At 54.2% G+C, this 11,933-nt stretch carries 11 protein-coding genes and 1 pseudogene; 8 read left to right on the top strand and 4 right to left on the bottom strand.

What is annotated here, in order from left to right; genetic code table 11:
- A pseudogene (locus tag CPT76_RS18395) lies at positions 1 to 323 on the top strand (extracellular solute-binding protein); the annotation flags it as partial.
- 258 nt (positions 324 to 581) lie between these two features.
- On the top strand, positions 582 to 1,670 hold the full coding sequence (locus CPT76_RS18390) for a Gfo/Idh/MocA family protein (RefSeq protein WP_105443862.1): 1,089 nt from the start codon (positions 582 to 584) through the stop codon (positions 1,668 to 1,670).
- Positions 1,671 to 1,760: 90 nt separating this feature from the next.
- On the opposite strand, the gene CPT76_RS18385 is transcribed toward CPT76_RS18390, so the two are convergent.
- Both CPT76_RS18385 and CPT76_RS18380 read right to left on the bottom strand, forming a co-directional pair.
- On the bottom strand, positions 1,761 to 2,873 hold the full coding sequence (locus tag CPT76_RS18385) for a DUF4179 domain-containing protein (protein WP_181152912.1): 1,113 nt from the start codon (positions 2,871 to 2,873) through the stop codon (positions 1,761 to 1,763).
- On the bottom strand, positions 2,870 to 3,415 hold the full coding sequence (locus CPT76_RS18380; RefSeq protein ID WP_258168572.1) for a sigma-70 family RNA polymerase sigma factor: 546 nt from the start codon (positions 3,413 to 3,415) through the stop codon (positions 2,870 to 2,872). Before CPT76_RS18380 ends, CPT76_RS18385 begins: the two co-directional genes overlap by 4 nt.
- A 172-nt stretch (positions 3,416 to 3,587) precedes the next feature.
- Here CPT76_RS18380 and katA point away from each other — a divergent pair, with 172 nt between their 5' ends.
- Positions 3,588 to 5,048, top strand: coding sequence for a catalase KatA (gene katA, locus CPT76_RS18375; protein WP_105443860.1), 1,461 nt, complete (start codon positions 3,588 to 3,590; stop codon positions 5,046 to 5,048).
- Between the two features lie 502 nt (positions 5,049 to 5,550).
- On the opposite strand, the gene CPT76_RS18370 is transcribed toward katA, so the two are convergent.
- Entirely contained in the window at positions 5,551 to 6,534 is a 984-nt protein-coding gene (locus tag CPT76_RS18370; RefSeq protein ID WP_105443859.1) for a bile acid:sodium symporter family protein, read from the bottom strand.
- A 258-nt stretch (positions 6,535 to 6,792) separates the two neighbouring features.
- On the opposite strand from CPT76_RS18370, the gene CPT76_RS18365 reads away from it, so the two are divergent.
- The 5 genes from CPT76_RS18365 (at position 6,793) to CPT76_RS18345 (ending at position 11,456) form a co-directional block, all read left to right on the top strand.
- Positions 6,793 to 7,794 (top strand): LacI family DNA-binding transcriptional regulator, encoded by a 1,002-nt coding sequence (locus CPT76_RS18365; protein WP_105443858.1) that lies wholly within the window; start codon positions 6,793 to 6,795, stop codon positions 7,792 to 7,794.
- A gap of 327 nt (positions 7,795 to 8,121) precedes the next feature.
- Complete coding sequence (locus tag CPT76_RS18360; RefSeq protein WP_105443857.1) at positions 8,122 to 9,483, top strand: MFS transporter; 1,362 nt, start codon at positions 8,122 to 8,124, stop codon at positions 9,481 to 9,483.
- Positions 9,484 to 9,506: 23 nt separating this feature from the next.
- Complete coding sequence (locus CPT76_RS18355; protein WP_105443856.1) at positions 9,507 to 10,085, top strand: sugar phosphate isomerase/epimerase family protein; 579 nt, start codon at positions 9,507 to 9,509, stop codon at positions 10,083 to 10,085.
- Positions 10,016 to 10,321 (top strand): hypothetical protein, encoded by a 306-nt coding sequence (locus tag CPT76_RS18350; RefSeq protein WP_181152911.1) that lies wholly within the window; start codon positions 10,016 to 10,018, stop codon positions 10,319 to 10,321. Before CPT76_RS18355 ends, CPT76_RS18350 begins: the two co-directional genes overlap by 70 nt.
- A gap of 40 nt (positions 10,322 to 10,361) precedes the next feature.
- Positions 10,362 to 11,456, top strand: a complete 1,095-nt coding sequence (locus CPT76_RS18345; protein ID WP_105443854.1) for a Gfo/Idh/MocA family protein — start codon at positions 10,362 to 10,364, stop codon at positions 11,454 to 11,456.
- A gap of 74 nt (positions 11,457 to 11,530) precedes the next feature.
- Here the strand turns inward: CPT76_RS18345 and CPT76_RS18340 are convergent.
- A partial coding sequence (locus tag CPT76_RS18340; RefSeq protein ID WP_146116347.1) for an SDR family oxidoreductase occupies positions 11,531 to 11,933 on the bottom strand: 403 nt, incomplete at its 5' end.

Here is an 11,933-nt window from a genome sequence, read left to right as displayed (position 1 = left end):
GAAGCTATCCCGGCTTCGTGACGGAAAAGTATTTCAAAGGGTCGGAGACGCTCCCGAATTCCATGGCCGCGGCCGAAAAAGCCAAGCCTTACGCGGTGAAGAACATCCTGTATAACTTTAACTATACGCCGGAGGAGACGGAGGTCATGTCTTCTATCGGCAAGGACATTGAGGATTACACCACGGAAATGGAAGCAAAATTCATTAACGGCTCCGCGTCTTTCGATCAGTGGGACGGGTACGTCAATAACTTAAAGAAAATGGGACTGGACCAGTACATGTCCGTGTATCAGGCGGCTTATGATCGGTATCAGGCGGAATAAATCATCATACGAAGCTTGGAATTCTTCCGGGAACAATGATGACAGGTACACAAGAAAAAATAGTTCCATCCTCATCGGGGAAGAACCGGCCAACGGCCGGTTCTTTCTTCTGACTATCGGCGGATTGTCAATGATCAGGGCCGGTGCTAAGGTAGTTATTATCCAAGGGAGAAGCGGGCGATATCCGCGATTCGTTCATGGCTGTCGCTCATGGTACTGCCGCCTTCGGGCTGCTCTCAATAAAAAGGAGGTGTTGTTATGGGAAGGCCTGCAACTTTCGGCATTATCGGTGGCGGTGGATTTCGGGCCCAATATTTTTTAAGAATTGCGCAAGCGCTTCCAGAGAAATTCCAGGTCACGGGAATGGTGGTCCGGGACGCAGCCAAAGGCCAGGCGATGGAGCGCCAGTGGCAGGTGGCCGCATATAGGACGCTTGAACAGCTGTTGACCGGCCCGCAGCCGGATTTCATGGTTGTATCCGTCAGCGCATCGGCTTGCGCGGAGTATTTGATTCAGCTTGCGGACCATGGCATTCCCGCATTGGCGGAAACGCCTCCTGCACCTGATTTGGACGGGCTGATCAGGCTGCATGACCAGCTGACACGCCGTGGTGCGCGGGTGCAGGTCGCCGAGCAGTATCCGTTCCATCCGATGAATCAAGCTAGAATGGCTATCATTCGGGAAGGGCTGCTCGGGAACGTAACCCAGGCAACCGTATCGATTTCACACTTTTACCACGGAGCCGCCCTGCTTCGGAAGATGCTCGGTATTGGATTTGAAGACGTCCGCGTTCGGGCAATGCGGTTTGAGTCCGACTGGGTGGCAGGACCTACCCGGAGCGGACCGCCGCCGGAAGAACAGATCGTGACGTCCCGGCGAGATTTGGCCTGGCTGGATTTCGGCGGCAAGCTCGGGATCTACGATTTCACCGCGGAGCAGCATCGTTCCTGGATCCGCTCGAACCACATGTCGGTTCGGGGGGAGCGGGGCGAAATATTCGATGACCGGCTGACGGTCCTGAAGGACTTCCGTACGCCGCTTTATTTGAACTTCAAGCGAATCAATAAGGGTGAGCTCGAGAATCAAGAAGGGTACTTTCTGGAGGGGATCATGGCAGGAGAACGGTGGGTGTATAACAATCCGTTTGCTCCTGCAAGGCTGTACGACGACGAAATCGCGATTGCCTGCTGCCTGCAGCAAATGGCTGTCTACGCTGCGGGCGGGCCCAGTTTCTACAGTCTCTCTGATGCTTCGCAGGATCATTATTTAGGCATGCTCATGCAGCAGGCGATTCAGTCTGGAGAAACTGTCGTTTCTTCACGCCAAGTTTGGTCAGGAGATGAGTAGATGAAGATCCCGATGCCCGAGCCCGGATCATAAGGCAGCAGACTAAAAAACCGCGATATATTCGCGGTTTTTTAGTCTTCATTACAGCCATCATTTGATTTTCAGTTCAACGACGGGCAGATCCTTTAGCGGTTTGGGGGCACCTGTGTCCGAATCGATGTACATCTTCAGCACAAGCGAGCGGGGCTTGTCGAGCATGCTGCTGCTGAATATTTGCTGGAAGCCCTCGTCGGTCCCGTTTCCGGCTACCGAATTCAGCTGCACAGCCCTTCCATTTCTGTTAGTGGAGACGATGGTCATGTAACGGAGCTTGTCTCGAATGGATTGCTTTGTTTTGAAGTCCAATTCGCTGCCGTTATCGATCGCGAAGGTGGCTCGCGTCATCAGCGGAGATATTTCCATTTTGGAGAGAACAACCTTACGGCCGTCGATGCTTATGGACCGGTCAGGCTGCATCACAACGGTCGGCGTCTTTTCAAATTTTGGTTCTAAATCAACGTTAATTTTCATACGGTCGGAATAAAGGAAGTCCGCAGCGGCCGCTCTGGTTTTGGGGTCGCCCAGCTTCCCGGGATTTACGGAGGTCACCTGAAGATCGACCTCGATGTGGCTCGGAAAAGGCTGGCTTCGGTCAAGCATCACCGTGCTCAGAGCGGAGAAGCTGTGTACGTCTCCGTTGCTGATCTGCAGCTCAGCATTCAGAGGCCTGCCTGAATTCAAATCGGTCACTTTGACGCTGTTCACCGCTTTGATTTCATGGCTGGACTCTGCCGTTGCCGTGTAAAGCAGCAGCATCTTGTTCTCGTCTGCTGTGACGGCATCGAGTGTAATTCGGTAAGGACCGGAGGAAACCGACTTATTGACGATTTGAATGTAATCGTTGCGTACTGCGGATTCCAGTGTCGCATGGTCCACGCCGGATAGGGGCTCATATTTCGCCAGCACACCCCAGTCCCAATCCTTTGCCGTATGTGGTGCATGAATGCCGATCGGGCCGCCCTGCCACCATCCGGCACCCAGCAGCACGGCCAGCACCACTGCAGCGACGGCATAGGGCAGAAAACGCCGCTTCCGCGAAGCCGGTCTATGGGCGAACCCGCTCCGGATCGCCTCGGTAGCTTCCGTGTCGCCGATTTGCATCCTTTCCCGCCGGAGCTGCGCCGCGTCGGCAAGCAGGGCTTGTTCTTCAGGGTTCGTGTTCATTCCCAATCCCTCCGATTCTTCATCCATTTGCGGAGCTGGCCAAGCCCCTTATGCTGCCACGTTTTGACTGTGCCTTCCGGCTTGCCGAGAACCGCGGCGATTTCCGTGAGCGTCAGGTCGTTGTAGTATTTCAGGATCAGCACATGGCGGTATTTCGGCTTCACCTTTTCCAGCAGGGGACCCATGGCGACCTTATCGTGGTTGAACGCTTTGAATGCATCATGAGGCTGACTAATCTCCTCAAGCTGCTCATCCACGGTAGGAACGGCCCGCTTCCGGCGCCGCTGCTCATCGATGCATACATAAATGAGAATGCGGATGAGCCAAGCCTTCAGCGCCCTGCCGTCTTTCAGCGTCGAGCGTTTGACCCATGCCCTGCACGTCATTTCCTGCAGCGCCTCCAGGGCGTCATGACGATTGCGCAAATAGCTGTAAGCGATGTTCAGCAGCGTTTCCCGGTGCTCCATGATGGCGTCATAAACATCGGTTTCAACTCCGGCTTGTCCCATGCTAACCTTTTTCATTTCTGCGTGAGAGCCCAAGCGGGCAGCCCTCCTTTCTTTGTCTCTGTGGTACAGACGGAACAACGCTTCAAACGGTTTTAAAAATCTTATTTATAATTATTCTAAATAAATATTGACTTTAAATTGATAAGTGTTATCATTTGTTTATGAGGTTTTTTGATGATCATTTTACGAAAAAGGTGGAGAGCTAATGAGTACAAATCATTCCGATTCCAATAAACTGACAACGAGCTGGGGAGCCCCGGTTGGGGACAACCAAAATTCCATTACGGCCGGACATCGCGGTCCTACCCTGATTCAAGATGTTCACCTGCTGGAGAAATTAGCCCACTTTAATCGCGAGAGAGTTCCTGAGCGTGTCGTTCATGCGAAAGGTGCCGGAGCGCACGGTTATTTCGAAGTGACCAACGACATGTCTAAATATACCAAAGCGAAGCTGTTCCATGACAAGGGCAAGCGGACCGACCTCTTTATCCGGTTTTCGACCGTTGCGGGAGAGCTTGGCTCCGCAGACACCGTCCGCGACCCGCGCGGATTTGCTGTAAAGTTCTACACTGAAGAAGGCAATTACGATATCGTAGGCAACAACACGCCGATCTTTTTCATTCGCGACGCGATCAAATTCCCGGACTTTATCCATACTCAAAAGCGCGATCCAAGAACGCACCTTAAAAATCCGAACGCCGTATGGGATTTCTGGTCCTTATCTCCTGAATCGCTGCACCAGGTTACTTACCTGATGGGCGACCGCGGCATTCCGGCGACGCTGCGTCATATGCACGGTTTCGGCAGCCATACATTCAAATGGGTCAACGAGCAGGGTGAAGCCGTGTGGATCAAGTACCATTTTAAAACAGACCAAGGCGTGAAGAACCTGGATCCGGATCTGGCGGCAAAGCTGGCAGGTGAAAATCCCGACTACCATACTCAGGACCTGCAGCAGGCGATCGAAGCAGGGGACTATCCGTCCTGGACGCTGTATGTTCAGATCATGCCGCTGGAGGACGCAAATACGTACCGGTTCGATCCGTTTGACGTGACGAAGACGTGGTCCCAGAAGGATTATCCGTTAATCGAGGTTGGGAAAATGGTGCTTGACCGGAATCCGGAAAACTATTTTGCCGAAGTGGAGCAGGCCACGTTCTCTCCGGGCAACCTCGTTCCCGGCGTTGAACCGTCCCCGGACAAAATGCTGCAGGGCCGCCTGTTCGCTTATGCGGATGCGCACCGTTACCGTGTAGGGGCGAACCACAACCAGCTGCCGATCAACCGTCCGAAGGTACCGGTCAACAACTATCAGCGCGACGGATACATGAATTCGGGTACGAACGGCGGCGGATCGGTCTATTACGAACCTAACAGCTTCAACGGACCGAAGGAAGATCCGCATGCCCGGATCACTCCGTTCGAGGTTGACGGCTATGCTGCACAAACGGCTTACGATCACGATGATCACTATACTCAAGCCGGGGACTTGTACCGCTTGATGAGCGAAGAAGAGAAGGCCCGCCTCATCCGGACCATCGTGGAAGCGATGAAGCCGGTAGAGCTGGAGGAAATTAAGCTGCGCCAGATCTCCCATTTCTACAAAGCGGATCCGGATTACGGAACCCGCGTTGCCGAAGGTTTGGGCTTAACCGTCCAAGCGTAAAGCGGCAGCAGCGGTTTTGCCCCTTAAGGGCGGCAGCCGCATGGATCGAGGCGTGCGAACAAATGAAAGGGAGGGTGATCCGGCATGATGCTTCAGCCAAGTGTATGCCCCATGTGCCACCAGCCGATCAAAAATTTGAAGCATACGATCATTTGCGGCTGCGGGAGCAAAATCAAAACCAAAATCAAATTCAAGTAACAAGAAGAAGCTTACCCTTCACGTCAAGGGTGAGCTTCTTTTTTTGAGATAAATATTCGTTCTTCTAGCTCCCGCAGGAAATACCCCGCCAAATTGCTGTCCGGCTTCCTTGATTCCTTGATGCGGCAAGGACTGATAAACGGCTGGTTGCAAAAAAGAGGTCGTATGTTTATATTAAAACACACCACTTTATGATCGAAATGATAAGGTAAGGTCTACACGTAATTCTGAAAAGCCACAAAACGAAAAAATCCCGTACAGTCGAATGACTGCACAGGATCGTTGTGCTTCTCCTACAGGATGCTTACAGGGCGCGAGTTTGCGTTTTTCCTGATTCTTCCCGCCGGATACGCAGCTGCGTGCGGCGACCGAGCAAGAGTCCGACCAGAGACGCCATCATCTGCTGGAAGACCATACCCAGAACGACGGGAACGGCGACCGGCGCGGGAAAATAGGCGACGGCCAGGACGGCGCCCGCGCTGATGTTGCGCATCCCGCCGTTGAAGACGAGGGCGACCTGCTCCGGCTCGCTCCAGCCCATCAGGGCGGAGATCGCGAAGCTCAGCAGGTACCCGGCCGCGGCCAAAAAGACGATAACCGCAGCCATGCCGACCAGCCGGGGGCTGATGTCGGACAGATAGGGAGCGACCACGGAGCCGTTGATCATGATGACCAGCGCCATGGCTAGTTTGGAGAACGGGTTGAGGCGCGGTCCCCAGACCGGAACGATGGCGCCTTTGCTCCATTCGTTCAAGGCCATGCCGAGCAGGGAAGGGACCACGATCATGCCGAACAGGCTGCTGATCATCGGCAGGATGTCCATATGAACGCTCGTTCCGATCAGCAGCGACAGAATGCCGGGAACGGCGAAAGGCGCGATCAGCGTGTCGACCAGGATGATGGACAATGTCAGCGCGATATGGCCCTTGTACAGGCTTACCCATACGAAGCTGCTGACCCCCGTAGGGATGACGGCGGCAAGCACAAGCCCGGTGATCGTATAAGCATCGAGCGGGAATAGAACCTTGCCCGTGCCGAGGGCGACCAGCGGCATGATCACATGCAAAACGAGCAGGCAGGCGAAGAGTGGCAGCGGCCTTTTCATGACACTGAGAAAATCCTTGAAGCTTAAGCTGATGCTGCCGGCAAATGTCATAAAAGCAAACAGCCAGGGAGACATGAACGTATACGAAGACAGCAAACCTCCGCATAAGACGCCGATGACGATGCTGGCCGGCGTAATCAAAGGCATGATTCGGTTGAGTCGGGCATTCAGCGATTGCAGCATAAGCAGTCCGTCCTTATGTTTTCGTATTCATACATTATACATGGCATGGCAGTATTGAAAAAGGCTGAATCTGTCAAGATGGGCTCCTGAGGGCTGTTTGATTTCGGCGTCAGGTCTGCTGATAAAGGGTATCCCGCGTACAGCGTTTTCTATGAAAATATGGAGCTTCAGCCAACCATGTAATTGGAATTGGCTTTGAAATCTATGATAAAATGAAAGATAAACCCATTTGTACGGAGTAAAGGAGCGGCCTATTATATGAGACCCATACAGTTCGTGGCCAAGACGGCCGGCGTGTCCGTTGCGACCGTGTCCCGGGTGCTGAACAACAGTCCCCTCGTCAAGGAATCGACGCGCAAGAAAGTGATGGAAACGATCAGAGCGCTGGAGTATGAGCCCAATTCCCTCGGCAGGGAATTAAGAAGAGCGGAGACGCGCCGCATTATGGTGCTGACTCCGAGCCTCGTCTTTCCAATTATGTCGGACGTGTATAAGGGCATACAGGATGTAGCTCAGAAGAACGGATATCAGGTGCTGGTCTGCGCCTCCGAGGACGACCATGATAAGGAAGAAGAGCTACTGCAGATGCTCAAGAAAAAAATCGTCGACGGCGTCATCATCGTGGCCTCTACCTTGAGCGCGGAGGAGCTGGATCAGCTGGCGAAAGATTACAGCATCGTGCAGTGCTCGGAATATGAGCAGGTGCAGCACGCATACAGCGTTTCGGTCGACAATGAGCAGGCAGCCTTTGATGCGGTGTCCCACCTCCTGTCTTTGGGTCACCGGCGAATTGCCATGGTTAAAGGGGGAAACGCGAAGAGTTCTTCCGCCGCCCGGGAGCAGGGGTACCGGCGAGCGCTGGAATCGGCGGGGATCGAGGTGCGCCAAGAGTGGATCAGGGAGAGCGACTACGAGTACCAAAACGGGTACGACCTTGCCGTCGAATGGCTTCAAGCTGCGGAGCATCCGACCGCCATTTTCTGCTCCAGCGACGCTACAGCCATCGGCTGTGTCAACGGGGCGATATATCTGGGCAAATCGGTGCCGGATGACGTCGCCGTCGTCGGATTCGACGATACGGTGGAATCGCTGATGAGCCGGCCGCCTATCACGACGGTACGCCAGCCCAAGTATGATCTCGGCCGTGCCGCCATGGAGGCGCTCCTGCAAAGCTTGCGCGGAGAAGCGGGCGAGAACAAGACGATCCTGCTGCCTCATGAAATCGTCATTCGGGAGTCGACGGCAAAGCGCTCCCGCTGACAGGTGAAAAATGGGGGTTGCGCTCTTCCGAGAAATCGCTTACAATATCGCTTAAAGAAACGGTTACCAAGCAGCCGTTTTTTTTAAAACCGCTGCAATGTAATGCGTTACATTTCTGGATCCGGATTCGCGCGAATCAAAGGTACCGCTTAGCAAAACCAACCAGTAAGGCCAATATCTCTTTATCATACCTTAAAATGTAACGCATTACATTTTGCCGGAGGAAGGGTGATTTTCCGGATTCGCCCGGGGGAAGAAAGCAAGCATGTTCATCAGGATAGGAAACCGAGAAACCGCATTGTAAAACACAAAAAGTGGTGATGAGACATGGCTCAAGCGGCGGGAAAGCTTTCCTTAAGCGAAAAAATCAGTTACGGCTTTGGAGACTTGGCGTCCAACTTCGTCTGGGGGATGACGACAAGCTATCTGCTCTATTTTTACACGAATGTGTACGGCCTGGCCGCCACGGCCATCGGCACCTTGTTTCTGATTACAAGAATTCTTGACGCGGTGATCGACCCGGTGATCGGGGTCATGATCGACAAGACCAGCAGCCGGTTCGGCAAGGCGCGGCCGTTCATTCTCTTTTTTGTACCGATCCCGTTCGCCATCTTCAGCGTCTTAACGTTCATTACGCCGGATTGGTCGGAAGGCGGGAAGCTGATCTACGCCTATTTGACCTACCTGATTCTTGGGATCCTGTATTCCGGTGTCAACCTTCCTTACGGCGCACTGATGCCGATGATGACCAAGGATCCGGAGGAGAAAAACCAGCTCAGCAGCTTCCGGATCATGGGGATGGCCATTGGGGCCATCGCGGTATCGGCGCTCACCAACCCGCTGGTGAAATGGATCGGCGGAGGGAACGACCGCTTGGGGTTCCCGGTTACGATGGGCATTTTCACGGTCGTCGCCGTCGTGATGTTTTATGTGGTGTTTCTCAAATGTAAAGAACGGTTCTCGGAGAGCGCCGAGAAAACCAAAGAGTTTAACACGCTCACATCGGCCAAGCATATGTTTGGCAATCAGCCTTGGGTGATGATCGCCCTGAACTCCCTCTTCATGTTTCTGCGGATCGGCGTCGTGTTCGGCGTGCTGGTGTATTTCGTTCAGTACGTTCTGGGCCAGCCCGAAATGATCCCGCTGTACCTGACACTCGCGAATGTCGCCAACTTTGTCGGAGGCGCACTCGCCCCGTTTGTACTCAGAAGGCTTGGTAAGCGTAACGGCAGCATCTTGGCCTTGACTGGCGCCGTGCTGCTGTACGGATTGCTGTTTTTCCTGGAAAGCAGTCCGCCATTTCTGTATCTCGTCATTTTCTTTATTGCCAACATTGGCATCGGCATTAACAGTCCGGCCAACTTCTCCATGCTCGCCGATACGGTGGATTACCATGAATGGAAGTTCGGCCACCGGTCCGAAGGCATGCTGTATTCGGCTTACAGCTTCGCCACCAAGTTCGGCATTGCCGTCGGCGGCTCCGTTGTCGCTTATGCACTTGGTTTCGCCGGATATGATCCCGATGCGGTTTCGCCGCAGGCGACCGATATGATCCGCGTCCTGTTCTACCTGGGACCGATCCTGCTCACCATTCTGCAAATCGGTTGTCTGGTGCTGTATAAGCTGGACAAGGAGCACAAGCAGATTGTTCAAGATTTGGACCTGCGCACATCGTCGGTCAAAGCCTAAATTTTATAGAGGAGTGATTTCACATGATTCAAATTCCAGTTGGTCTGCAGCTGTTTTCGGTACGGGAAGCGCTGGCTAAAGATTTTGCCGGGACGCTGCAAAGCATAGCGGATATCGGATACACAAACATCGAGTTCGCGTTTCATAACATCCGGGAAGACGGCACGTTCGAGGTCGACTACACGGCGGCGGAGCTGAAGGCCATGATGGACAAGCTGGGCCTGCAGGTGGTTACGAGCCACGTGGCCTATCATCCGAATCTGGATCTGGATGCGGTCATTCGGTATAACGCGGAGATCGGAAGCAAGGGCATCGTTATGCCGTGCGCCTTTTTCCGTGACCGGGAGGATGCGGTGGAATTGGCCAAATGGCTCAATGCGTCCGGACGCAAGTCCAAAGAAGCTGGCATTCAGTTTTACTTCCATAACCATTTTCATGAGTTTCAGGAGTTTGATGGCCAGACCATTATGGACATTCTGCTGGAGCATACCGATCCGGAGCGCTGCGCGGCGGCGTGGATCCCATCGCTTTTATGGACAAGTACGGCAGCCGGATCGGGCTTCTTCACCAGAAGGACCTGGCCCCGTCGGCCAATCCGGTGAATCTGCTGGAGAAGGTTTCAGGGCATCTTACCGATGAAGTGGTGTTCTCAGCCGCAAACCAGGAGGATTTCACCGAGATCGGCGCAGGCGTCATGGACATTCCGTCGATTCTGAAAAAAGCGGAAGAGCTTGGGACGGTTCAATACATCATCGTCGAACAGGATCAGACCGTAAAAGGCGAGCTGGCCAGCGTTAAAGAAAGCTTCGACAACATCCAGCGGCTGCTGGCACAGTAAGGCAGAACTTCGGATAGATAACCAACCGGGAGGGAACCAGATGACTACTTTGAAAATCGGCATTATCGGATGCGGCGGGATCGCCAAGGGCAAGCATTTGCCCGCGCTGGCCAAGCAGCGCCACAAGGCGGAAATGACGGCTTTTTGCGACATCGAGCTGGATCGCGCGGAGCTTGCGGCCAAGGAGTATGGAACGGAAGAAGCCAAGGTATATACGGATTATAAGGAGCTGCTCAAGGACTCGTCGATCGACGTGGTGCATGTGCTTACCCCGAACAGCACGCATGCCGTCATTACGGTCGCTGCGCTGGAAGCCGGCAAGCATGTCATGTGCGAAAAACCGATGGCGATGAATACCGCCGAGGCGCAGCAAATGCTGGATGCTGCGAAGCGCACGGGCAAAAAGCTGACGATTGGCTACCAGAACCGGTTCCGTTCGGATTCGAGAGCGCTATATACGGCATGTGAACAAGGGGATCTTGGCGAGGTTTATTTTGCAAAGGCGCATGCCATCCGCAGACGCGGCGTTCCGACATGGGGCGTGTTTATGGATATCGAAAAGCAGGGCGGCGGCCCGCTGATTGACATCGGCACGCATGCCTTGGATCTGGCTCTATGGACCATGGACAACTATAAGCCGAAGCTCGTCGTCGGGTCTGCGTTCCATAAGCTGAAGGATAAGATGGACGGCAACATGTTCGGCCCATGGAATCCGGAAGAGTTCAAGGTGGAGGATTCGGCCTTTGGCTTCATTAAGATGGAAAATGGAGCGACGATTACGCTGGAAGCTTCGTGGGCGCTGAACATGATCAACGCAAAAGAAGCGCAGGTCACCCTGTGCGGTACCGAAGGCGGGGCCGAAATGTTCGGCGACGCCTGGGATAACAAAGGCACGGTGACATTTAACCATACGCGGTATGGGCAGATGGTCGAAACGAGCACTTCTGTAGGGGGCGGCATCGCCTTTTATGAAGGAGAATCGCTGAACGCCGGCGAACTGGAGGCGAAGCAGTGGATCGATGCCATTCTGGAAGATCGGGAGCCGCTGGTCAAGCCGGAGCAGGCGCTTGTGGTGACGCAGATTCTCGAGGCCATCTACAAATCGTCGGAAACCGGTAATGCGATCACGTTGTAATCACCTTTATATATGAAGAGAACTGCCTGTCCCCCGCGATGTGGACAGGCAGTTCTTCGTTTGGGGCAGGGACGTCAGATTAACATGCCTCCGGAAACCTCGATCCGCTGCGCGTTCACCCAGCGGTTGTCTTCGGAGAGGAGGGAAGCAATCATCGGCCCGACGTCATCCGGAAGTCCGGCGCGTCCAAACGCCGTCATGCCGGCGATCTGCTGATTCAGCTCGGCGTTGTCGCGTACCATGCCACCGCTGAAGTCGGTCGCGATCGCTCCGGGTGCCACCGTATTGACGGCGATGCGGCGCTCGCCGAGTTCCTTGGCCAGGTACCGGGTAAGCACCTCGACCGCGCCCTTCATCGAGGCATAAGCGGCGCTTCCCGGGATGCTCATGCGCGTCAGCCCCGAGGAGATGTTAACGATGCGCCCTCCATCGTTAATGAGGGGAAGCAGCTTTTGCGTCAGGAAAAAGACGCCCTTG

It is taken from the genome of Paenibacillus sp. AR247, from assembly GCF_002968895.1.
Classification (GTDB): Bacteria; Bacillota; Bacilli; order Paenibacillales; family Paenibacillaceae; genus Paenibacillus_AQ; species Paenibacillus_AQ favisporus.
The sequence above is the reverse complement of the archived record's forward strand: the minus strand, read 5'-3'. Positions and strand labels throughout refer to the sequence as shown.